The sequence below is a fragment of the Kitasatospora sp. MBT63 genome (assembly GCF_000710465.2).
Taxonomy (GTDB): domain Bacteria; phylum Actinomycetota; class Actinomycetes; order Streptomycetales; family Streptomycetaceae; genus Kitasatospora.
On sequence record NZ_JAIZ01000061.1, the window covers coordinates 44,915 to 66,935 of the forward strand.

Here is a 22,021-nt window from a genome sequence, read left to right on the forward strand (position 1 = left end):
CGGGGCGGACTACGCGACGAGGTAGTCCTCGGGGCCGCCGTCGCGGACGGTGTCGAGGGTGAAGCAGTGGTGCCCGCCGCCGAACAGGCGCCGGTGGCGGTGCCGGACCGGGACGACCGTGAAGCCGCGCTGCTCCAGCACCTTGATCAGCTCCGGGTAGAGGGAGTTGACGACGACCGTGCTCTCGTCGATCGACAGGACGTTGATGTCGATGTACCGGGACGCGGTGGGAACGACGAACCCGAACCCGTCGTAGTCGGGCTCGGGCACCGAGCTGGGCGGCGGGTAGATCGCCTCCCAGGTCCGCATCGCCTCCGGCAGGAGGTCGAGGTACTGCGGGTCGCGCAGCAGCATCAGGCCCGGGCGCAGGGGGACGACGATGGAGTCGACGTGGTTGTCGGCGATCCCGGGCAGCCGGTGCCAGCGCAGCTGGGGGAAGGTGCGGGCCAGCCACCGGAAGGCGAGCTCGTGATTGTGGTTGGCGACGTTGACGAGGACGTCGCGGCCCAGGCGGACGCACTGCGCGCCGTCGAAGACCATCTCCAGGCCCAGGCCGTCGATGGGCAGGGCGTGCTCGCCGGCCATCGCCGCGGTGACGTCGATGCCGTTGCGCTCGAAGTAGGCGGTGTCCAGGGAGTGGGCGGCGAGCGCGGGGCGCGGCATGGCCAGCCAGTTCGAGCCCTGCTCGAAGTAGCGGGTGAAGAGCGCCTTGAGGTGGTCGTTCTCGAAGATGCGGCTGCGGATGTGCGGCGCGGTCTCCACGATCGTCTCCCCGAGGACGACCGCGTTGTCGCGGACGTTCAGCGGCGGCGTCGCACCGCTGCTCCACCACGGGGAGGAGACCTGGACGTCCTTGCCGGGGGCCGAGGGGCGCAGCACGCGCACCCCGCAGCCGGCCAGGGCGTCCGCGAAGCCGGTGACGTCCTCGATCAGCTCGTCGACGATCTGCTGCGGGATCGTCAGCTGCCGCTGGCCGTCGGGCAGGTGCGGGGCCACGTTCTCGTAGTAGAACAGGCGCCAGCTGCTGTCGGCGTCGTGCGCGGTGTAGTGGTCGGCGCGGCCGACGACGACCTCGCGCAGCCGGGTGAAGTCGTCGTAGCTGTGCGCACCTTGGGTGGGCGGGTCGAGCTGGGACTGGGGCTTGGTCATGGGTGGCCGCCTCCTCGGCGGCGGGTGCCGGCGCGGGCCGGGCGGGCAGGGGATGCCGCCCGGACCGCGCTGCGGCGGGCCGGTCGTTGGTGGTGAAGAAACGGGGCTGAGCGGTCAGGCGGCCGTGCGTTCGGCGGCCGGGGCCTGGAGCGGTGCGGGCCGGGCGGTGAGACGGGCGATGACGTCCTCGATCACGCACGGCACGTCGGGGGTGGAGCGGCGGCGGAAGAAGTAGCCGGAGCACCACGGCACCTCGCTCCAGCGCTCCACGCGCTCGGCCAGGAGGGCGGTGGCCTCGGGCAGACGACGCCAGGGGATCTTGGGGCACCAGTGGTGCACGGGGTGGTGCATGTCGTCGAGGTGACCGCCGAGCAGGTGCCGGGTGAGCCAGTGCGAGGACCAGCCGCGGGTCTGCAGCAGCACATCGTCGTCCTCGATCAGGCCGGCGTGGTTGCCGAGGTCGGTGATCCAGGTGACCGTCGGCCGCACGAGCACCAGCGGGACCAGCCAGTACAGCACCAGGTCGCCGAGGACGCCGAAGGACCAGCACACGGTGGCGACGGCGGCCCACGCCGCCGCGCGGGCGGCCGGCGCCCAACGGCTCTCCCGCGGACCGCGGGTGACCAGCGTCCGCAGCGCCGACGTCGGCAGCCGCCACAGCGCGGCCCCGCCGATGACCCGCACCACGAACGCGGTCCTGGTCATCGGGGCGCGGACGGTGTGCAGACCTCCGGCCCGGTAGGACTGGAACATCGGATCGGCTCCGCTGCCGAGCTGCGCGTGGTGCACGCCGTGGGTGGCCCGGTAGGGCCGCAGCCCCTCACCGAGCAGCCCGGTCAGCAGGTACCCCACCAGGCGGTTGCCGCGCGCGGTGGCCAGCAGCTTGGCGTGGACGCACTCATGTGCCAGGTTCGAGAGATGCCGCTGGCGCACCCCGATGTACAGCACGGCGAGCAGCGGGCCGACGACGTGCCCCACCAGGGAGCCGGCGAACCCCGCCGCGACGATCGCGCCGACGTCCAGCGCGACGTCCCGCAGGCCGACGCTCGGGGCGCCGCACAGGCTCTCCAGCTCGCCGATCAGCTCCGGCCCCAGCGCCTGCCGGACCGGACCGGACGCGCCGGTCGAGTGCCGGGTGCGCCTCGGTGTCTTCTCGCGCCGGGGTATCGACCACCGGCCGGGCCTGCCCATCTGCTCTCCTTCGAACATCGCTGAGGGCTGGGTGTCGGCTTTCCGTGCACCGCTGTCGGTGGGCGGGGCGCCCCGCCCACCGACAGCAGCACGTCAGCCGATCAGGACGATCGGGGTCAGGCGGCGGCGCCCGGCCGCATGCCGAGCTTGATGCCCGGGCGCATGCCGAGCTTCACGGAGGCGCCGGGGCGCATGCCGAGCTTCACGGTGCCGTTGCCCGGGCGCATGCCGAACTTCAGGGTCTGGTCCATGGGTTCTCCTCTCGGGCCGCGGGCATGCCGCAGCCACGCGTGGTGAATCGGATGGTCGAGCCGCAGACGAGCAGGCTCGAAGGAGCCGGCCGGGGCGCTGCGCCGTAGCGCCGGTGACAAACCGTCGCGCCGAGTGGCCGTGCCATCACGCTAGGACCGGACCGGGGGCGGCGGCAACGGGTCGTGCCGTTGCGTCGGATGCGCCGGACCGTTGCGTCCCCGTTGCGTCCACCATGCCGATGACCTGGGCAACCGCCTGCCGGTGCGGCCGGAATCGCCGACACCGTCCACAGGCCGGAGCCCTGGGTCGATGCGCGCGGTCTTCTGTCCCGCGGCAGCACGCGACTACCTTGAGGCGCTCCAGGGGATCCGCTCCGCCCGGATCGCCACACCATGGTCAACTCCCCTTACCTGCAACCCTGTTGAGAGGAAGTGCGCATGTCCGCGCTGCCCGACCCCATTCGTCTCAAGGCCGACGTGCTGCACGGCCTGCGGGCCCTGCTGCACGAGGAGCGCTTCACCGAGGTGGTCACCCCCGTCGCCCGCCGGGCCGACCTCGGGCCCGGCCGCCGTGTCCCCGCCGCCCTCCACGAGGGCCGGCACCTGCGCGCGATGATCGGCCCGGCGCTGCGCGTCAACGTCCGCGCCGACCTCCCGCGGGTGTACGAGATCGGCCCCTGCTTCCGCCCCGAGGCCCCCGATGCCCTCCACGCCTCCGAGTTCACGATGCTCGACCTGTACGCCGCCGGCCTGACCTTCGAGGGCCTGATCGGCCTCGCCTGGCGCCTGGTCGGCCCGCACCTGACCGCCTACACCCCCGACCGCCTCTCGATCACCGACCACGTCCGCGACGCATTCGGTATCGACCTGCGCACCGAGCCCCTCGGTGACCTGCACACACGTATGGCCGCCCGGATCGGCGCCGATGCGGGCGAGCCGTTCCGCGACGTCCTCGGCCTCTACATCGCCCGCGAACTCGAGGCCGGTACCGCGGGCCGCGCGGTGTTTCTCACCGACTACCCGACCGGCGGCGACGAGCCCTGCGCCCGCCTGGCCCCCGGTACCACCGCCGTCCTGGAGCGGTTCGAGCTGATCGTCGACGGCGTCGAGCTCGTCCACGGCTACACCGACGAGACCGACACCGCGGCCTTCACCGACCGCGCCAAGGCCGTCGGCCTCTACGACGCCGAGCAGCAGCTCGCCCTGGACGCCGTCGAAGCCGGAGCCGTCCCCGCGGACACCGCCGGCCTCGGCATCGGCATCGAGCGCCTGTGCGCCGTCTCCGCAGGGCTGCGCGACATCACCCCCTTCCTCCAGTCCCCCCAGTTCTGACCCCGGCGCATCCACCCTGGACCTGGAGGCACGATGGACCTCGCGATCACCCCGCTGCCCGGCGGATTCGGCGCCCGCGTCGAGACCGACCTCGCCCGCACGGCCGGCCCCGCCGCAGCGCGCACGCTCACCGATCTCCTGCACCAGCACCGGGTGCTGGTGCTGCCCGGCCAGCACCTCAACCACGCCGACCTGCTCGCCGCGGCCGCCCTGTTCGGCGACGTCGACACCGCCACCGACCGCCGGTACACCGTCCCCGGGTTCCCCGGCCTGACCGTCGTCTCCAACATCCACGACCAGGACGGCCAGCCGATCGGCATCTACGACGGCGACGACGAGGAGGAGTGGCACGCCGACAACTCCTTCAAGCCGCAGCTCACCACCGCCACCCTGCTCTACTCGGTCATCACCCCCGACGAGGGCGGCGAGACCCGCTTCGCCGACGCCACCCGCGCCTACGCGAACCTTCCGACCGACCTCCGGGAGCGGGTCGACGCTCTGAGCGCCGTCCACTCCGCCCAGCACCTGGGCACCCTGCAGGCCGACGCCGCCGGCGGCCGCTCCTCCACCCAGGCCGGCACCCTCGCGCGCCTGCCCGAGGTCATCCACCCCCTCGCCCCCATCCACCCCGTCACCGGCACCCGCACCCTGCTGCTCGGCTCCATGGTGATCCCCCGCATCGAGGGGCTGCCCGACGCCGAAGGCCAGGCGCTGCTCGACGACCTCCTGACCCGCGCCACCGGCCCCGACTACCTCTACACCCACCGCTGGAGCCAGGGAGACCTGGTCATCTGGGACAACCGCGCGGTGCTGCACACCGCCTCCCCCTGCGACAGCTCCCGCCACCAGCGGCTGCTGGTCCGCGCCGCCGTCCGCCAGGCGACACGCCGCCCAGGTCCTCCCGACGGGGGAATCCCCACCGAGTCGCCCACCACCGCGCCGACCCACCACTAGGGTGACCGAGTGAGTTCCCAAGTTCCCCTAAAGGACAAGGCCTTGAGCCCAGAGCGGATCGCCCGGATCGGGCGCGAGATGCAAACGGCCTGCCCCGCCTTCGACGCCGCCTCCTTCACCACCCAGGTCACCGCCGACCTTCCCCGCCTGGAACTCAAGGCCCGCATCACCCGCACCGCACAGGGCCTGCACCAGCATCTGCCCCTCACCGGGCCGCCCGCCCTCGACACCGTGCTGCGCTCCCTCCCGGCCACTCCGGAGGCCGCCGGCGCCGAGGTCGACTTCGGGCTCTACACCTACGCCCCGCACTCCGCGTACGTCGCCGCCCACCACCTCCACCCCGAGACGCTCGACCAGGCCCTCGCCGCGTTCGCCACCATCACCCCGTACTTCTCCGCAGAGGACGCCGTCCGCACCGCCCTCACCTCCTTCCCCGAGCAGACGCTCGCCGCCGCCGCCGGGTGGGCCACCGCGTCCGACCACCGGGTACGGCGCCTGGCCAGCGAGGCCACCCGACCGCACCTGCCCTGGTCCGTGAGCGCCGGCCTGCCCGTCGACGCTGCCCTCCCGCTGCTCGACCTGCTGTACGCCGACACCAGCCGGTTCGTGACCACCTCGGTCGCCAACCACCTGCGCGACATCTCCCGCACCCTGCCCGACCTCGTCCTCGACACCCTGACCCGGTGGCGCACCGAGGGACGCGCCAAGCCCGCCGAGCTCGCCTTCATCACCCGCGAAGCACTGCAACTGCGACTCAAGGCCGGCTGGGCACCCGCCTACACCGCCCTCGGCTACGACCCGCAGGCCGCCGTCAGCGTCGGCCCGATCCGCCTCGACCGCACCGACTACCAGCTCGGCGACAACCTCTCCTTCGAGGCAGACCTCACCGCGCCCACCGACACCCCGGTGCACGTGATGTACGTCCTGACCCGCACCGGCCCCGACGCCCGGACGAGGGAGAAGGTCTCCCACCTCACCCGAGCCACCGTCAAGGCCGGTGCACCACTGCGCCTGGCCAAGGCCCATGCCCTGCCGTCCACCGGCAGAGCCGCCCTCACACCGGGCAGCTACCACCTCTCACTCCAGGTCAACGGCCGCCGCCACCCCCCGGCGTTGCTCCGCATCACCAGCGACCGTTCCAACTGACCTAGGGGCCGCCCGCCCATGCTCTCCGCAATGGGCAGCGCCGTCCCGTTCGGAGACCCGATCCGATGACCTGTTCCCCGCCCCTGCCTGAGGTGCTCGCCTGGGTCGCCGGGCACCTGCCCGGCCCGGTCGAGGCCGTGGACTGCTCCTGGCCGCGCGCAACCTCCCGGGTGTGGCGTCTCGACGGCCCCGACGGCGCCGCCGCGTTCCTCAAGATCAGCCCCGACGAGGCGGCGTACGACCGGGAGGTGGCCGGATACGTCTACGCCGCTAAAGCCCTGACGAAGGGGCAGGCGCCGCGGCTGCTGGCGGGCGATCCGGGGCTGCGCGCGCTGCTCACCTCGGCGCTGCCCGGCCGTGTCGTGCGCGACCTGCCGCTGGAGCGGGGCGTGGAGGTGAGGCTGCACGAGGACGCGGGGCGGCTGCTGCGGCGCTGGCACGACCACTCCGGCCCCACAGCTGCCGACCGGGCGGCGGTCGCTGAGGCAATGGGCGCCTACGCGCAAGAAGCGGAGGAGTGCCGGACCGCTCTCGCGGGGCAGGTTCCGGACGAGGTGCTCGCCCTCGTCGCCGCCGCGGCCGCCGAGATCCCCGGTCTGGCCGACCGGCTGCCGCTGCGCTTCCTGCACGGCGACTATGCGACCCGCAACTGGCTGATCGACCCGGACACCGGCCGACACGGCCTGATCGACTTCGAACAGGCCCGCCACGGGCTGGTGGTCGAGGAGTTCGTGTGGCTGCTGGGGGCGTTGTGGCCGACGCGCCCCGACCTGCGCAAGGCGTTCTTCGCTGGGTACGGTCGTCCGCTCGACCCGGTGGAGGAGCGGCTGCTGGTGCTGCTGACCGTCCGCCTCGGCGCCTCCTACCTCCACACCGGCCTGCGCAAGGGCCGCACCGACCTCCAGGAACGCGGCCGTCTCGCCCTCGTCCGCACCATCGCCCACCCGTCCCGTCCCTGACTCGCACCGCCGTTGCCCCGCCCGCCCACACGAAGGAGACGATCGTGTCTGTCGCCGAACCGCACATCGCGCCCGTCGGGCAGGAGCCTGAGGAACCGGGCGCCGCCCGGCGGCACCCCCTGGCCCATCACCCTGCCCCGCTGGCCTGCGCCGACGCCCTTCTGCGCTCCCCTGATGGGCGGCTGCTCATCGTCGACCCCACCTACAAGGCCGACTGGTACCTGCCCGGCGGCATGGTGAAGGAGGAACTGCCCGCGGACGCCTTGACCCGCGACCTGCACGAGGGACTCGGCATCCAGACGACAGTCGGACGGCTGCTGGCCGTGGACGGGGAGTCCGCCCCGTTGGGCCGGCCGCTGGTGTCCTACGTCTACGCGGCGCACGCATCGGGCCCGGTGGAGGTGATGCTGCAGGCGGGGGAGATCCGGGAGGCCCGGTGGGTCACCGAAGGGGAAGCACTGCAACTGCTCGCCCCGCACGTGGCGGCGCGGCTGCGGGCGGCGCTGGACGCCGAGCGCGGCGCGCACACCGCCCTGCTGCGCGACGGGGTGCCGGTGCCGCCCTCGTCGCGGGACTACTACCGGCAGCTGCCGTCCCCGCTGGCGGCCGCCACCGTGCTGGTCCGCGACACCGCAGGCCGGGTCCTCGTCCTAGAGCCCACCTACAAGCAGCACTGGGAGCTGGTCGGAGGCATGGTCGAGGCCCACGAGTCCCCGGTCGAGGCCGGGGCGCGCGAGGTGAAGGAGGAGATCGGGCTCAACCTGCCGGTCGGGCGGCTGCTGGTGGTGGACACCGTCCCGGGCCGCCTTGCCCGCAACGGCCGTGCCCTGATCGCCCACGTACACGACCTGGAGCCGCTGACGCCCGCTCAGGTGGACGCGATGGCCCTGGACTCCGGCGAAGTGCGCTCGGCCCGCTGGCTGGCCCCCGCCGAAGCCGCCGGCCTGCTGCCGCGCATCCTGGCCGAGCGCGTCACCGCCGCGCTGCGCGCCCTGGAGAACGGCACCGTCGAGATCCTGGACCGCACGGACACCACCACCCTGGCGGACCCCGAACGTGGGGACGCCGAGTAGCGCCCGCCCCGGTCCTACCGACCGAGGAGCACCCGTTCCTGGCGTCGGCTCAACCCGTTCGGCCGGTACGGTAGCGTCCGGCCGGCTCGCCGGCCCCCGCTCCAGTGCCCGGCCGCACCACACCGGCCCGTCTCGGCACCAACTCGAACCTGCTCGCCCACGTCGCCGACGGCGCGCTGGCGGCGTGCGCGATCGACGTCGTCTACCGGGGCCACGACGGCCCCGCCCACCCCGGCGGCCTGTGGGGCCGCGTCCACACGGTCGTCGCCGACCCGCGCCACCGCCACCGCCCCGGGGACTGGAGAGGCAGTCACCCGGGCCCTGGTCGGCAAGCTCCGGGAACGGGGCTGCGCCCGGTGACGGCCTCCACCAAGCCGTCGGTGCCCAGCCCGGGGCACCAACGCAACGAACCCCACTCAGATCAGAGGAACTCCGACAAGTCGATGGCTGGCACGCCGTTGCTACTGTCGGCCTGGCGGTGCAACAGCGCGCGGCCGGCAGAGGTCAGCACCGCCGTATTCCCATCCGCTGCGCCCTCCACCAGTCCGTTGGCGACCAGACCTGAGAGCGGGCGGGTGTCGAGCGGCGAACCCCCTAGCGGGCCGGAGTCGACCCACCGCCCGCGCTGCTTGGTGACGCGCGCCTGGTCGACGGCGATGAGTAGCCGCCGGTCCTCAGTGGCCAAGGGCCGGACCGCGCTCACCTGGACGCCTACGTTGCGGCAAGCCGGCGCGTCGATCGTCACGGCCTCCATCCCACCATCGCGCACCAACTGGCGGATCTGGTCGTGGAAGCGGCCCTCGCTGAGCTCGTCGCCCTCGTCGTGGACGTAGCTGACCCTCCAGCCAGGTGGATGCTCTGTCTTCTCGAGGACGAAGCCCGAGCGGCGGTGCACCACCAAGCCGGCTTCATCGCGGCCTGCTTCCTGGCGGGGCAGTAGCCCCTTGGAGGTGAGCAGGCGGACCAGCACGTCCTTGCCCGGACGGGTGCGGATGAGCGGGGACTCCTCTGCCTGCATGAATCGCCTTCTGGAGGAACGCGGTGCGAGCCGCGGATGCCGTCTGCCCGAGCGGCGTTCGGGCCCGACTAGCACCGTAGGGGTGGGCTTCGGTGCCCGAGGGTGGGCAGGCCGTAGACGTACCGGAAAGGGTGAAGCCGAGGTGGCCGTGATTGCCGCTCGGGACGGGCGGCGGCCCTGGAGCGCGCCTCCTGCGTCCGTTGAGCAGGGGTGGGGGCCGCAACCAGCGACAGCGGCCTTGTCTCCCCCAGGTGGTCAGTCCGGACCACTTCGTTCACGGACCTTGCCTCGGTGGGGTTGCGGGTGCCGTTCTCCGGAGGTGGCAGATGACCCGGACTGGATCCCGGGGTGGGCCAGCGCCCGCACCGTCCAGCCGCAGCCGCCGCAACTGCCGTCCGAGCCGCACCCGCCCGATCATCCGGTCCATGGCCGCGAGCCTAGGTAGCTGCCGGATGCCCTCTCAAGGCGGTGCGAGCTGACGAGATTCGTCAATCCGTGACCGGGCCGCAGTGACCGCGGGGTTCTCCTGTCTCCGGGCGGTTTACGCGTCCACTCGTTATTACTCTTCGGTAGGAATAGACGGAGGCTCGCCGGGCACGCCCGGCTGGATCGCTCCCCGGCATGGAACCTGGGCGCTGGACGCGCGCTGCCGTTGAACACGCCACGGTGGCAGCAGCTTCGAGCTGGACGGCGCACCGGCTACGCATGGTCATCGGCAGCGGGAACAATCCGCCGCCCGTCAGGCAGGCGCTCACGTCCAGGCGGCAGCCGGAGTGGAATCCGGGCATCGCGCTTCGCGACCTCCGGAAATTCCTCCGCCATCGGTTCGTCTTCAAACTGTAATGAGGGGGCTGCATCGCGCTCGACTAAATCACCGAGCCACTCATCTCAGCTCCACCGAAGCAACTCTGACAGGCCGTCAGCTATTCCCCTACCCCCCTCGTCGCCGGCGGCGGTGGCGGTCCGGTGCTGGTCAGCCAAGTGATCCGGCGAACACCGCAGCGGCGAGTCGGCACAGCATGAGTTCGGAGAGTAGCGATGGAAAGGGATTTATCGGACTTTGATGTAGGTCAAATCGGTCATTTTGGACCCCATCTCTCACAACTGCTACACATTGTGACAAAGAGTTTTCGGTTGACTCTGCAAGGTGATCGTGCGAGATTCGGCCAGTAGTTCCGTGGCAACCTGTCCGAAAATGGACACGACAATCACGGCAGGGTCACGCAAGGGGGAGTCATGGACGGGCGAGTCTGTCGCATCAGCCGTGGCCGAGCCTGCGCGGCTCCCGATACACCGGTTGAGCCGCTCGGGTGGGCTCCCGGCCAGGCGCTGTGCCCTACGAGGGCTGACTGAACCGCTCATGACGGACCGTGACCACCACTCGCCAGGGGGTATGACAGTGGCAATTGCCGATCCACGTTCGCGCCGTGCGGCCGCAGCAGCGGCACTGGTCGGCTCCGTGCTCGCGCTCGCCGGATGCCAGTCGTCCGGCGGCAGCGCGGCGCCGAGCGCGCCCGCGTCCGCCCCGACGAGTGCGGCGCCGAGCCCATCCGCCAGTCCGGATGCCGAGGCGCGTCAGCTGGTTCTGGCCGCGTACAAGGGCATGTGGGCCGAGCAGGTCAAGGCGTTCACCAGCGGCACGCTCAAGGACGTGAAGCTGGAGACGTTCGCCGGCGACAAGGCGCTGGCGGACATCAAGAGCGCCGCTGTCTACTACCAGGACAACAACCTGGTCCTCAAGGGCGAGCCCAAGCTCTCCCCCGAGATCACCGCGCTCGACCTCACCGGTACCCCGCACCGGGCCACCGTCCGGGACTGCGTCGACACCAGCAGCTTCCTGCCCTACGACAAGGGGACCGGCCAGCCCGCGCAGCTGACCGACACCAACCGACGTCATGTCCAGACGAGCACCCTGCGGATCTACGACGGCCGCTGGGTGGTCATGGAGTCCACCCTGAGCAAGGACCAGACGTGCTGAGCACGCGACGGGCCCTGGCCGGCATCGGGGCCGTCATCGCCGTGCTGCTCGGATTCCTGGCGACACCCGCGCTCGCCGACGGCGGGGCGAACTGCCCGCCGTTCGTGCTGGACTGCACCGTCAACGCCGGCGGTGGCGGCACCACCGGCGGAACCGGCGGGGGCGGCGGGGGCGGCGGAAACAACGGCGGCGGAGGCGGCAGCGGAGGCGTGGCCAAGTGCCACGCAGGCGAGCGGGAGGTGCCCTGCTACCGCGACGGCCTGGGCTGGTTCAACAGCTTCGACAGTTGCTACTACACGCTGATGGACCCGCAGCCGCCGGCCGACGACCCGATCTGGACCGGGCCGATCGCGGCGCAGGCGAAGGCGTACATGGCGACCTGCCCCTACAGCACCGCGCCGACCACCAACCCCGGCGGCATGCGCATCCTGAGCACCCCTCCCCCTGGCTTCGGCGGCCCGGCGGTCGACCCGCGCCAGCTCGCGGAGACCGCCGTGGAGAACATGCGGCTCCAGGGCGCTGACATCGGCATCGCCCCGAAGCAGGGTGGCGTGAGCCTGGTCGGCCTGCCGGTGTGGCTGTGGACCGCGGTGTCCGACACCACCTGGGGGCCGAAGAGCACGAGCGTCAGCGCCGGCGGGGTCACCGTCACCGCGACCGCGAAGGTCGACAAGATCGCGTGGTCGATGGGCGACGGCACGACCGAGGTCTGCCGCACCCCCGGCGAGGCCTACGACCCCTCGTACGGGACGCGCACGCCCTCCTGCGGCCACACCTACACCAAGGTGTCCGGCTCCAGCCCGTACAAGATCGACGCGACCAGCACCTGGATCGTGACCTGGACCTCCAACACCGGTCAGGGCGGCACGATCACCACCACCCGCGCGTCGTCCACGACGGCCGCGATCGCCGAACTGCAGACCGTCAACCGCTGACCTGTCTGCCCGTAGAACCCATTCGTGAGGACACCGATGGCCCGCAGCACCACCAAGCAGCGCACGGATCCGGCGACCGACTCGGCGCCGGCTTCCGTGCCGATCACCGAGTCTGCGCCCCGGCGTGGCCGCCGCCCGGCCCTGGTCGGGATCGGCGTCGCCGTTGCCGTCGTCGGCGCGCTCGGCGGCTGGAGTCTGGTGGACCAGGCGCGCGACCGCGTCCAGGTCCTCGCCGTCGCCCGCCCGGTCCCGGCCGGGCAGGCGATCACGGCCGCCGACCTGGTGGCCGCGGAGGTCGCCCCCGATCCGGCGCTGCGCCCGGTCGCGGTCAGCCGCAGCAAGGAGATCGTCGGCAAGACCGCGGCCACCGACCTGGTCCCGGGCTCGCTGATCACCACCCAGTCCGTGCGCGAGGGCAAGCCGGTGACGACCGGCAGGGACGTCGTCGGCATCCTCACCAAGCCGGGGCAGATGCCCCAGGGCCGGCTGCAGATCGGTGACGCGGTCATCCTGGTCGCCACTCCCCGTCAGGACGACACCAAGGCGGACGCGCAGCCCGCGACCATCAACGCGGTCGTGGCCCGGGTCGGCGATGCCGACGGCAACGGCGTCATCGTGGTGGACGTGGCGGTCAGCCCGGTCGACTCGCCCTCGGTGGCCGCGTGGACCGCCTCCGGGCGCATCGGGATCGTCCTCAAGGCCAAGTCATGATGGTCTCCCTCGTGTCCGCGAAGTCGAGCGGCGTCACCTGCTCGGCCCTGGCGCTGGCGCTCGCCTCGCCGCGGCCGACCGCGCTGGCCGAGTGCGATCCGGCCGGCGGCACCATCCGCACCGGTTACCTCCAAGGCGGCGGCCCGACGGCCGCTGTCGGGCTCCACCGGCTGGCCACCGCCTCGCGTGCAGGAACGATTCAGCACGAGTTTCCGGAGCACTGGGTGCGCCTGGACGACTTGGGCCACCGGATGTTCCTGCCGGGCCTGACCGACCCGTCCCAGGCGTCCGGCCTCGCCGGGGCCTGGGGCGACATGGGCCGCCTGCTGCGGGTGTGGGAGAACCCGGGCGGCCACGACGTCATCATCGACGCCGGCCGCGTCCAGGTGTCCTCCAAGACCACCCTTGACTCCGTGTCCTACCCGGCCGCGTTGCTGCGCCAGTCGGACCTGGTGCTGCTCGTGGTCCGCAACACTTTGCCGTCCGTCCTGTCGGCCGCGCCCGTAGTGCAGATCCTGCGCGCGGACCTGACCGAGCACGGCACCGGCGGTGAGGCTCTCGGTGTCCTGATGATCGAGGAGGGCGGCCTGTCCAGCAGCGAGATCGGCGCCCGCCTCGGCGTGCCCGTCCTGGCGGGACTGCCCTGGGACGAGGACATGGCACAGAACCTGACGACTGGCAAGGAGCTGCGCCGGGGCAAGCCGGCCCGCACCAAGTTGATGCGGCATGCGCGTTCCGCCTTCGGCCCGCTCACCGAGGCCGCCACCCGGCGGCAGATCCAGCTGCGTCGTCCCGGCGCGCTGACCGGCGCTGCGGAGGTGGCGTGATGGTGGAGAAGACGCTCGGCCCCGCTACGCCCGTCAGCCCGGCCCATGCCCTCGCCGGGGCGTTCGCCGACGCACTCGAGCAGCGGCCCGCCGCGGTGCGCGTGGTTCCCCAGGTCGTGACCGGCCCGGTGGCCGCAGGTGCGGTGTCCCCGACTGCCGTCCCCGCGCCCGCCGGCCCCGCCGGTGTGCTGCCGGTTCCGTTCTCGGAGATCAGCGCGCTGCACACCCGGGTCTCGACCGAGCTCGCCGAGGAGACCGCCTCCCGCCCCGGGCTGTCGGAGGCAGACCGGCGACAGCTCGGCCAGACCATCGTCACCCGCGTGGTCAGCGTCTGGGCGACCGACTACGCCGCCACCCGGCGGCCTCTCACCCGCGCCGATGAGCAGGCCGTGCAGGCGGCCGTCTATAGCGAGCTCTTCGAAGCGGGCCGGCTCCAAGCGTTGTTGGACGACCCGGAGATCGAGAACATCATCCTGCGCGGGCACAAGACCGTCCGCGTCGACTACTACAACCGCCCGAGTCAGCTCGTCGCGCCGGTCGCCGACAGCAACGAGGGCGTCCTCGCCCTGGTCAACAAGTTGGCGCGGCAGGCCGGCCACTCCGAGCGCTCTCTCACCAACCCGAGCCCGATGCTGAACCTGGCCATGCCCGACGGGTCCCGTCTGGCCGCGACGGGCTTCATCAGCGCGGAGCCGGAGGTGGTGATCCGCCGTCACCGTGTCCAGCACCAGACCCTGGACGACCTGGTCGGCTGGGGGACCATCGACACCACCCTCGCCCGGTTCTTGCGCGCCCTGGTCAGGGCGCGCAAGAACATCCTGGTGGTGGGAAGCCAGGGTGTCGGCAAGACGAGCCTGCTGCGCGCGATGGCGCGTGAGATCCCGCGGCACGAGCGGGTCGGCACGCTGGAGACCGACTACGAGCTGTGGCTCCACAAGGACGACGACGGCCCCGAGGTCGTCGCGTTCCAGTCCCGGGAGTCCAACGGCGAGCGCGGTCCGGACGGCAAGGCGTCGGGAGCCATCACGCTTCTCGACATCTTCCCGCAGGCCCTGCGGATGTCGCTGAGGCGGGTGATCGTCGGTGAGGTCCGCTCCGCCGAGGTCCTTCCGATGCTGCACGCCATGAACGAGGGCGAGGGAGGGTCGATGGCGACCCTTCACGCCCGCACGGCACGCAAGGCGATCGAGCGCCTGGTCACCCTGTGCCTGGAAGCCGGCACCGGTATGACCCCGGACCTGGCGTACCGCCTCACCGAGGGCGTGGATTTCATCGTCTACGTCCGTCTGGTCGACGAGACCGAGATCGGTGGCCGCCGCCACCGTTTCGTCTCCGACGTCCTGGAGATCAACGGTCTCGGCGAGGGGGGCCGGCCCGCCACCAGCGCGATCTTCGGCCCACGGGAGGCAGGCGGGCGGCGTGAGCCGCGAGCGGTGCCGCTGCTGCCGCCGCAGTGCCTTGACGACCTCGTCCGGGCCGGATTCGACCGCAGCCTCCTGCGTCAGGAGTGGGGCGCGTGGGCCGAGCCGATGAGGACGGTGACGCAGCTGTGAAGCTCTCCCTGGAGTCCCTCGCCGGCGCGTTCTGCGGCCTGGTCGCCGTGCTCGGCCTGATCCTGGCCATCGCCGGTCTGATGCGCCGCCCCGCGCCCGCGTCCCGCCGCCGCGGGCCGCTGGAGCGCAAGGTGCGTACCCTGCTCGGCCTGGACAACCCCGATTCCCGCCGCGCCTGGTGGGCGCAGGACCGCACCCGTGTCCTCGGGTCCGTCGTCGTGGGGATCGCGGTCTGGCCGATCACCGGGTGGCTGCTCGGCGCGGTGCTGGTCACCGTGGCGCTTCTGGGCCTGCCGTGGATGCTGCAGCCGGGCAAGGGCGCCAAGAACCAGATCGTCCGCCTGGAGGCGCTCGAGGAGTGGGTGCGCCGCCTGTCGTCGATCCACACCGCCGGCGCGTCGCTGGAGTCGGCCGTCACCGCGAGCCTGCGCACCGTGCCCAAGCCGATCCAGGAGCCGGTCACCCACCTCAGCTCCCGTCTGAAGACGGGCTGGCCGGCGGCCCGGGCGTACGAGGCCTTCGCCGACGATCTCGACGACGCGACCGCTGACCAGGTCGCCGCCCTGTTCAAGCTGCACGCGCAGGACCGCGGCTCGGGCCTGAGCACCGCGCTGGAGGCGCTGGCCGGGTCGGTCGCCGAACAGGTCCGCATGCGCCGCCAGGTCGAGGCCGACCGGGCCAAGCCGCGGACCAACGCCCGCTGGGTCACCGCGTTCTGCCTGCTCATCTTCGGCCTCGCCGTGATGAGCGGCAGCTACACCGAGCCGTACAGCAGCGTGATGGGCCAGCTCGTCCTGGTGCTGCTCGCCGTCTGCTTCGTCGGCGCCCTGCTGTGGATGCGCAGCATGGCCGCCAGCCGGCCGACACCCCGGTTCCTGACAGGCGTCGACCGCACCGGCTCCGGGGAGGAATCGTGATCGCCAGCGCCCCCGCCCTGGTCGCCGGAGCCGCCGTCGGCGGCGGACTCGTGGTGGCCGTGGCCGGCCTGCTGCCGGCCCGCGCCGACCTCGGCGACGTCATGCGCCGCCTGGACGCCGGACGGGTCGAGCACCTCGGTGCGCCGGCAGCCGGCCCGACCGGGCTCTTCGACAAGCTCGGCCTCAAGCTGCTGACCCAGGTCGGCGAAGGTGCCGTCCGGCTGCCGCGCCGCGAGCTCGACCTCATCGGGCGCAGCCCCTCCCACCACGTGGGCCTCAAGATCGGCATGGCGCTGGTCGGGCTGCTCATGCCGACCTTCGTCCTGCTCGGCACGATCGTGCTCGGCACGGGCCTGCCCGTCGCCGTTCCCGCACTCGGCGCGCTCGCCCTGGCGACGCTGTTCTGGCTGCTTCCCGACATCCAGGTGCGCCAGCTGGCCGCCGAGGCCAGGAGCGAGTTCCGCACCGCGATCGCCTCGTTCCTGGAGCTCGTCAGCCTGGAGCGGGCTGCCGACGCCGGCCCGATCGAGGCGCTGACCAGAGCGGCGAGTGTGGGCGACGGGTGGGTGTTCCACCGCCTGCGCGGCGCGCTGGACGCGGCCGAGCTGGCCGGCATCCCGCCGTGGGAGGGCCTGCGGCAGCTGTCGGAGGACCTCGGCGTCCCGGAGCTCGGCGCACCGGCCGACATCATGGCCGTCGCCGGCGAGGAGGGCGCGGCGGTGTACTCCACGCTGCAGGCCCAGGCCGCCTCACTGCGCGGCGCGCTGCTGACCGAGGCCCAGGCCGAGGCGAACACCGCCTCCGAAAAGATGATCTTGCCGGTCTCCCTACTCGTGATCATCATGTCCAGTTTCATCGCCTATCCGATGATCATCAAGATCATGTCGAGCTGACCCCAGCCCGGCAGTACCCATCAACTCCCAAGGGGGAAAGCACACATGCAGGACATCAAGGTTCTCACTCTCGCCATCCAGGCCAAGTTCGAGCAGATGCGGGCCGTCGCCCAGAAGGGCGGCTCGGACCGGGGCGCCATATCCCTGGAGCTGGCCGTCCTGATCGCCTGCCTCCTGGGCCTGGGCATCCTCCTGGCCGGCGTCGCGCTGAGCAAGGCCAACGAGAAGAACGCCGTCATCACCGGCCAGTAGGCCGCCTCGCACCCGATCCGTACCATCGCCAAGGAGCCGTCGTTGCATAGCCTGCTCCGCGCCGCTCCCCGGCGCGTGGCCGGGCGCATCCCGCGAAGCTCCAGGGACAGGGGAGCCCTGTCCCTGGAGCTCGCAGTGCTGTTCCCGGTCACCCTCATCATCATCTTCGCCGGTCTCCAGACGGTGTTCTGGTTCCACGCCAAGGACGTCGCCAGCACCGCGGCGCAGCGCGGGGTGGAGACCGCCCGGCTGCAGAACTCCTCGCTCGGTGACGGCACCGCCCGGGCCCGGGCCTACCTCGACCAGGTCGGCGGGAAGAGCCTGCGCGATGCCTCCGTGACCGCGAGCGGCGGCGCGACCGTCACCGTGACCGTCACCGGCACGATCGACACCTGGATCCCCGGCCTGCGCTTCTCCATCCGCCAGCACGCCTCGGCCCCGAAGGAGCGGGTGACGCAGCCGTGACGCTGAAGCCGCTCAGCCGCCTTCGGCGCCCGGCCCGTGACCGGGGCGCCCTCTCGCTCGAGTTCGCCGTCCTCATCCCCGCAGTCTTCGTCCTGATCGGGCTGATCGCCATCGCCGGCCGGGTCACCGGTGCCGGCAACACCGTCGACTCCGCGGCCCGCGCGGCGGCCCGGGCCGCCTCCCTGGAACGCGACGGAGCCACCGCCCGCAGCAAGGCCCAGGCGGTGGCCAACGACATGCTCGCAGGCCAGGGCATCCGCTGCGTCTCCAGCTCCGTCGACGTGCCCACCGCCGGGTTCCAGGCCCCGCTGGGAACCGCAGCCAGCGTGACCGTCACCGTGACCTGCCAGGTCAACCTGGCCGACATCGCCTTCCCCGGCGCACCCGGCACCAAGCAGCTGAGGGCGTCGTTCACGAGCCCGCTCGACCCCTACCGGCAGAGGCCCTGACCATGATCCGCACAGTCACCCGCCACCTGCGCCGCGCCGCGGGCTCCGATGCGCAGCGCGGCGCGATGTCGCTGCTGGTGGCTGTCGTCGCTGTCGCTCTCCTGGCCGGCGTCGCGCTGATCGTCGACGGCGGAGGGAAGCTGCGCGCGGTCTCCAAGGCCGAAGCCACCGCCAACGAGGCCGCCCGCTCCGGCGCCCAGGCCATCAACGTCGGCTCGGCGATCGCCGGCAACGGCATCGTGATCGACCGCGAGGCCGCCCTGCGGGCCGCCCGCAGCTACCTCGCCTCCGCCGGCGTCACCGGCACTGCCGAGCTCAGCTCGGACCGCCGCTCCATCGTCGTGAACGTCACCGCCACCTACCAGGGAGTCCTCATCCCCGGCTCGTGGCAGATCGGCGGGCACGGATCGGCCGCACTCGTCGTCCAGGGAGGCTGACCCAGATGCCCCGCAGAACCACCTCACGCATCGGCGCGGCACTGCGCGCGCTGCTGTCCCTCACCGTGCTCGCCACCCTGCTGGTGGCCGTCCCGCTGCTCCTGTGGCGGGTCGGTGTCCTGCCGGGCTCCGTCCCGGGCCTCGGCGACATCACCGATGCGCTCACCAGCCCGGACAACGGCACCCTGTTCCTCGGGGCCGTGACGCTGCTGGGGTGGGCGGGCTGGCTGCAGTTCGCGTTCGCCGTCCTGGTCGAGCTGTTCTACACGGTGGTGCGCCGCCGCTCCGCCCCGCGGATCCGTGTGCTCGGCGCGCCGCAGCGTCTGGCCGGCGTACTGGTGGCCAGCATCGTGCTGCTGGTGCCCACCGGCGCCGCGATGGCCAGCCCGGCCACCGCCAGCGCGGTGACGGCCAGCGCGTCCGCGACCCCGGGTGCCGTCCAGGCCGCACCCGCAGCCACGGCGGCGGCCTCGAACGCCTCGTGGACGGGTCCCGTCCACGAGGTCCACCAGGGCGACACGATGTGGGGCATCGCCGAAGCGAAGCTCGGCGACGGGGTCCGCTGGAAGGAGATCGCCGACCTCAACATCGGTGTCACCCAGCCCGACGGCACCGTCATGACCGCGGACACCACCTGGCTGCAGCCAGGCTGGACCCTGCGCCTGCCCGGCGACGCCACCGCGGCCCCGGCAACCGCCGCGCCGGCACCGGCCGCCGCGGCCACGGCCGGCCACAGCCACACCGTGAAGGCCGGCGAGACCCTCAGCTCGATCGCCGAGCACGAGCTCGGCGACGCCGACCGGTATCCGGAGATCGTCGAGCTGAACAAGGACCACCCGCAGCCCGACGGCGCTGCCCTGACCGACCCGGACACCATCCGGCCGGGCTGGGACCTCACCCTGCCCGCCACCGCCGAGGCACCAGCCCCGCAGGCCCCCGCCATCCCCCAGACGCCTGCCCCGGCCACGCCCGCCCCGGCACCCGAGAGCGCCACCCCGGCGGCCCCGGCCCCGGGACCGTCGTTGCCCGCGCCGGGCGCCGAGGCACCCGCCCCGGCCACCCAGGCGCCGGCTGCGCAGCCGAGCGCCCCCGCCGCGGAGAGCCAGAGCACCGAGGCGGACACCGGCACGAACTCCACCGGCACCGAGGCCGACGACTCACAGCTCACCGTCGTCGGCGCCGGGGCCGCGTTCCTCGCCGCCGGGCTGCTGACCGCGCTCGGCGTGCGCCGCACCCTGCAGCAGCGCCGCCGGCGCCACCGCCGGCGCATCCCCATGCCCAAGGGCGAGGCGGCCGCCGTCGAGCGTGAGATGCGCAGTTCCCAGGCCGTCATCGGCCCCGAGCACCTCGACCGGGCACTGCGCACCCTGGCGGTGCGCTGCGCCGAGGCCGGGCGCCCGCTGCCCGAGATCGAGGCCGTGCACCTGAGCCCGCAGGGCATCGACCTGTACCTGGCCGCGCCCACCGCGCCCGTCAAGCCGTTCCAGGCGTCCGACACCGTGCCGGACGCCTGGACCTGCCCGGCCCGCTCCGCGCAGCTGCTCACACAGGAGGACGCGGCGGTCGCCGCCTCCCCGTACCCCGCGCTGGTCTCCCTCGGCTCCACGCTCGAGGAGGACAGCACCGTGCTGGTGAACCTGGAGTGCGTCGGGCTGCTCAGCCTCACCGGCGCCGAGGACGACGTGCGGGACGTGCAGCTGGCCCTGGCGGCCGAGCTGTGCACCTCCCAGCTCACCCGCGAGTCGACGGTGGTCCTGGCGGGCGTCGGCGCCGAGCTGGCCGAGCGGTTCCCCGGCCGCGCCGCGCACTACGACACCACCGAGGCGGCCGTCGCCGAGCTGCGCGCCCACGACGCTCTGCAGCGCACCGCCCTGGAGGACGCCGACGCGGCGGGCCTGGGCGAGGTGCGCCTGGACGGCGCCGGCGCCGACGCGTGGAGCGCCGCCGTCCTTCTCACTGCCGACCTCGGGGACCACGAGACCTCGGAGCAGATCACCGATCTCCTCATGTCCCGCCCGCGCACCGCGGTGGCGATCGTCTCCCCGACGGACGCGGTGTCCGTGCCCAGCGCCTGGCGCCTGGACGCGGCCCCCGGTGCCCTCGTCACCCTCCCAGGCATCGGCCTGGACGTTGTGCTCCAGCGTCTGGCCCCGGACCGGTACGCCGCGCTCATCCAGCTCCTGGCGACGGCCGACCGCGAGGACGACATCGCCCCTCCCGCCTGGACACTGGGCGCCAGCGGCAGTGAGGACGATCCCGGGTTCCTGGAGACCGTGCTGGACGCCGACGAGGCCGAGCACGGCCACGAGGACATGCCGGGCGCTCCTGAGGCAGCGCAGGAGGACGCCGTCCAGGTCGGTGCCGAGACGGGAGTCTTCGAGGAGCCGGACAACGAGGCGCAGCCGTGGCAGGTGTCCTCCCCGGCGGCGCTCTCGCCGTCGTCGGTGCCCGACTTCACGGCCATGCTGGCCGCCACCCGAACCGAGATGGCGCAGGAGGGCGCAGAGGAGGAGGCCGAGGGCGCCGTCGAGGACGCGCAGGAGGCCACCGCGCCGACCCGGCTGAGCTCGATCTCCGATGTGCTCGTCGTCCTCAACTCCGACCCCGAGCCGCCCGAGCACCCCCAGGTGCAGTTGCTCGGCTCGGTGGACCTCGCCGGTGCCCAGGGCCCGGTCGAGTCGAAGCGGCGTCGGACCCTGCTGGAGATCGCCGCGTGGTTCGTCCTGCACCCCGGTCGCAGGTACGAGGAGATGGACGCCGCGCTGTGGCCCGGCCGGCGCGTCACCCCGCAGTTCCGCAACCCCCTGGTGTCGAAGCTGCGCCAGTGGGTGGGCCGCGATCCCGCGCTGGCTGCCGACGACCCTGCCGCGCAGTACCTTCCGGCGGCCAGCAAGCAGGCCTACCAGTTCCACCCGGCGGTTACCAGCGACTGGGCGCTGTTCCAGGGGCTCTACGCACGCGGGATGAACGCCACCGGGCCTGAGGCCGACCTCGACCTCGCCCGGGCGCTCGTCCTGGTGCGCGGCAGGCCGTTCGCCGACATCAACCCCTCCCGCTACCAGTGGGTGGACGCCGATCTCCAGGAGATGATCTCGGCGATCACCGACGTCGCCCACGAGCTCGCCCAACGGATGATCGCCGCACGTGACTTCCGCGCGGCGGGCCTGGCCGCCGGCAAGGGGCTGACGGGTGTCCCGGACAGCGAACAGCTGCACCGGGATCTCTTCATGGTCTGCCACGCCCTCGGCGACCGCGAGGGCCTTCGCCGCGCCGCACATCAACTTGCCCGAATCAACGACGAGCTGGAGACGGACCCGGAGGACGAGACGGTGGAGCTCCTTTCCCAGATCATGGAGAGCCACCGGGAGTCCGCCTGAGCCACGGCCCGGCCCAGGGTGACGACCCCGCCGCTACGGCCGGGGCGGCGCCCTGTCCGGCGGCACCGGAGGAATGGATTCGGCCGATCTGCTCCGGTGCCGTAGAGTCGGGTGCACCGACGCGGGGTGGAGCAGCTCGGTAGCTCGCTGGGCT

General features: G+C 72.6%; 21 protein-coding genes. 17 read left to right on the plus strand and 4 right to left on the minus strand.

All coding sequences use genetic code 11. The features are described 5' to 3' along the window. Positions 1 to 9: 9 nt before the first annotated feature. From AA75_RS04245 to AA75_RS53400, 3 genes are all read right to left on the minus strand, one after another. Positions 10 to 1,149 carry an inosamine-phosphate amidinotransferase 1 gene (locus AA75_RS04245; RefSeq protein ID WP_051811814.1) on the minus strand — a complete coding sequence of 380 codons (1,140 nt, stop codon included), beginning with the start codon at positions 1,147 to 1,149 and terminating at the stop codon, positions 10 to 12. 114 nt (positions 1,150 to 1,263) lie between these two features. Then, on the minus strand, positions 1,264 to 2,340 hold the full coding sequence (locus AA75_RS04250; RefSeq protein WP_051811817.1) for a fatty acid desaturase: 1,077 nt from the start codon (positions 2,338 to 2,340) through the stop codon (positions 1,264 to 1,266). Positions 2,341 to 2,456: 116 nt separating this feature from the next. Further along, the gene (locus AA75_RS53400) at positions 2,457 to 2,591 is read right to left on the minus strand and encodes a hypothetical protein (RefSeq protein WP_255369496.1); all 135 of its coding nucleotides are present in this window, start codon (positions 2,589 to 2,591) and stop codon (positions 2,457 to 2,459) included. A gap of 438 nt (positions 2,592 to 3,029) precedes the next feature. On the opposite strand from AA75_RS53400, the gene AA75_RS04255 reads away from it, so the two are divergent. From AA75_RS04255 to AA75_RS45130, 5 genes are all read left to right on the plus strand, one after another. Further along, on the plus strand, positions 3,030 to 3,923 hold the full coding sequence (locus tag AA75_RS04255) for an amino acid--tRNA ligase-related protein (RefSeq protein WP_233288924.1): 894 nt from the start codon (positions 3,030 to 3,032) through the stop codon (positions 3,921 to 3,923). 33 nt (positions 3,924 to 3,956) lie between these two features. Further along, entirely contained in the window at positions 3,957 to 4,877 is a 921-nt protein-coding gene (locus AA75_RS04260) for a TauD/TfdA family dioxygenase (RefSeq protein ID WP_063794272.1), read from the plus strand. A gap of 42 nt (positions 4,878 to 4,919) precedes the next feature. Then, positions 4,920 to 6,023 carry a hypothetical protein gene (locus AA75_RS04265; RefSeq protein ID WP_233288925.1) on the plus strand — a complete coding sequence of 368 codons (1,104 nt, stop codon included), beginning with the start codon at positions 4,920 to 4,922 and terminating at the stop codon, positions 6,021 to 6,023. Positions 6,024 to 6,088: 65 nt separating this feature from the next. Next, entirely contained in the window at positions 6,089 to 6,982 is an 894-nt protein-coding gene (locus tag AA75_RS04270; protein WP_033818359.1) for an aminoglycoside phosphotransferase family protein, read from the plus strand. 44 nt (positions 6,983 to 7,026) lie between these two features. After that, complete coding sequence (locus AA75_RS45130) at positions 7,027 to 8,055, plus strand: NUDIX hydrolase (RefSeq protein WP_051811819.1); 1,029 nt, start codon at positions 7,027 to 7,029, stop codon at positions 8,053 to 8,055. 421 nt (positions 8,056 to 8,476) lie between these two features. Here the strand turns inward: AA75_RS45130 and AA75_RS04280 are convergent, their stop codons facing one another. Continuing rightward, positions 8,477 to 9,073: a hypothetical protein gene (locus AA75_RS04280; protein WP_033818360.1), complete on the minus strand. Its 597-nt coding sequence runs from the start codon at positions 9,071 to 9,073 to the stop codon at positions 8,477 to 8,479. A 1,393-nt stretch (positions 9,074 to 10,466) separates the two neighbouring features. Here AA75_RS04280 and AA75_RS47005 point away from each other — a divergent pair. Genes AA75_RS47005 through AA75_RS04340 form a run of 12 tightly spaced genes read left to right on the plus strand, consistent with a single transcriptional unit; the run spans position 10,467 to position 21,867 of the window. Then, on the plus strand, positions 10,467 to 11,051 hold the full coding sequence (locus AA75_RS47005; protein WP_149037932.1) for a hypothetical protein: 585 nt from the start codon (positions 10,467 to 10,469) through the stop codon (positions 11,049 to 11,051). After that, the gene (locus tag AA75_RS04290; RefSeq protein ID WP_033818362.1) at positions 11,045 to 11,986 is read left to right on the plus strand and encodes a hypothetical protein; all 942 of its coding nucleotides are present in this window, start codon (positions 11,045 to 11,047) and stop codon (positions 11,984 to 11,986) included. The genes AA75_RS47005 and AA75_RS04290 overlap by 7 nt, the downstream gene beginning before the upstream one ends. A 24-nt stretch (positions 11,987 to 12,010) precedes the next feature. Continuing rightward, positions 12,011 to 12,697, plus strand: coding sequence for an SAF domain-containing protein (locus tag AA75_RS04295; RefSeq protein ID WP_233288926.1), 687 nt, complete (start codon positions 12,011 to 12,013; stop codon positions 12,695 to 12,697). An 11-nt stretch (positions 12,698 to 12,708) separates the two neighbouring features. Continuing rightward, positions 12,709 to 13,524: a hypothetical protein gene (locus AA75_RS04300; protein WP_233288927.1), complete on the plus strand. Its 816-nt coding sequence runs from the start codon at positions 12,709 to 12,711 to the stop codon at positions 13,522 to 13,524. Then, positions 13,524 to 15,077 carry a CpaF family protein gene (locus AA75_RS04305; protein WP_051811821.1) on the plus strand — a complete coding sequence of 518 codons (1,554 nt, stop codon included), beginning with the start codon at positions 13,524 to 13,526 and terminating at the stop codon, positions 15,075 to 15,077. Before AA75_RS04300 ends, AA75_RS04305 begins: the two co-directional genes overlap by 1 nt. After that, a complete protein-coding gene (locus AA75_RS04310; protein WP_233288928.1) occupies positions 15,041 to 15,994 on the plus strand; it encodes a type II secretion system F family protein in 954 nt (317 codons plus the stop codon). The genes AA75_RS04305 and AA75_RS04310 overlap by 37 nt, the downstream gene beginning before the upstream one ends. Then, entirely contained in the window at positions 15,991 to 16,887 is an 897-nt protein-coding gene (locus AA75_RS04315) for a type II secretion system F family protein (protein WP_051811824.1), read from the plus strand. The genes AA75_RS04310 and AA75_RS04315 overlap by 4 nt, the downstream gene beginning before the upstream one ends. A 45-nt stretch (positions 16,888 to 16,932) precedes the next feature. Next, positions 16,933 to 17,139, plus strand: a complete 207-nt coding sequence (locus AA75_RS04320; protein WP_033818365.1) for a hypothetical protein — start codon at positions 16,933 to 16,935, stop codon at positions 17,137 to 17,139. A gap of 42 nt (positions 17,140 to 17,181) precedes the next feature. Next, positions 17,182 to 17,604, plus strand: a complete 423-nt coding sequence (locus AA75_RS04325) for a TadE family protein (RefSeq protein ID WP_082526238.1) — start codon at positions 17,182 to 17,184, stop codon at positions 17,602 to 17,604. After that, positions 17,601 to 18,053, plus strand: coding sequence for a TadE/TadG family type IV pilus assembly protein (locus AA75_RS04330; protein WP_063794273.1), 453 nt, complete (start codon positions 17,601 to 17,603; stop codon positions 18,051 to 18,053). Before AA75_RS04325 ends, AA75_RS04330 begins: the two co-directional genes overlap by 4 nt. 2 nt (positions 18,054 to 18,055) lie before the next feature. Further along, entirely contained in the window at positions 18,056 to 18,490 is a 435-nt protein-coding gene (locus AA75_RS04335) for a pilus assembly protein TadG-related protein (protein ID WP_149037934.1), read from the plus strand. A 5-nt stretch (positions 18,491 to 18,495) separates the two neighbouring features. Continuing rightward, positions 18,496 to 21,867 (plus strand): LysM peptidoglycan-binding domain-containing protein, encoded by a 3,372-nt coding sequence (locus tag AA75_RS04340; protein WP_033818366.1) that lies wholly within the window; start codon positions 18,496 to 18,498, stop codon positions 21,865 to 21,867. Positions 21,868 to 22,021: the final 154 nt, after the last annotated feature.

What these genes read in the sequence shown, in the direction of transcription:
- AA75_RS04305 (WP_051811821.1), top strand. Translation starts at nt 13,524, where the DNA reads ATGGTGGAGAAGACGCTCGGCCCCGCTACGCCCGTCAGCCCGGCCCAT.
- AA75_RS04335 (WP_149037934.1), top strand. Translation starts at nt 18,056, where the DNA reads ATGATCCGCACAGTCACCCGCCACCTGCGCCGCGCCGCGGGCTCCGAT.
- AA75_RS04250 (WP_051811817.1), bottom strand. Translation starts at nt 2,340, where the DNA reads ATGGGCAGGCCCGGCCGGTGGTCGATACCCCGGCGCGAGAAGACACCG.
- AA75_RS04255 (WP_233288924.1), top strand. Translation starts at nt 3,030, where the DNA reads ATGTCCGCGCTGCCCGACCCCATTCGTCTCAAGGCCGACGTGCTGCAC.
- AA75_RS47005 (WP_149037932.1), top strand. Translation starts at nt 10,467, where the DNA reads ATGACAGTGGCAATTGCCGATCCACGTTCGCGCCGTGCGGCCGCAGCA.
- AA75_RS04340 (WP_033818366.1), top strand. Translation starts at nt 18,496, where the DNA reads ATGCCCCGCAGAACCACCTCACGCATCGGCGCGGCACTGCGCGCGCTG.
- AA75_RS04260 (WP_063794272.1), top strand. Translation starts at nt 3,957, where the DNA reads ATGGACCTCGCGATCACCCCGCTGCCCGGCGGATTCGGCGCCCGCGTC.
- AA75_RS04320 (WP_033818365.1), top strand. Translation starts at nt 16,933, where the DNA reads ATGCAGGACATCAAGGTTCTCACTCTCGCCATCCAGGCCAAGTTCGAG.
- AA75_RS04280 (WP_033818360.1), bottom strand. Translation starts at nt 9,073, where the DNA reads ATGCAGGCAGAGGAGTCCCCGCTCATCCGCACCCGTCCGGGCAAGGAC.
- AA75_RS53400 (WP_255369496.1), bottom strand. Translation starts at nt 2,591, where the DNA reads ATGGACCAGACCCTGAAGTTCGGCATGCGCCCGGGCAACGGCACCGTG.
- AA75_RS04245 (WP_051811814.1), bottom strand. Translation starts at nt 1,149, where the DNA reads ATGACCAAGCCCCAGTCCCAGCTCGACCCGCCCACCCAAGGTGCGCAC.
- AA75_RS04270 (WP_033818359.1), top strand. Translation starts at nt 6,089, where the DNA reads ATGACCTGTTCCCCGCCCCTGCCTGAGGTGCTCGCCTGGGTCGCCGGG.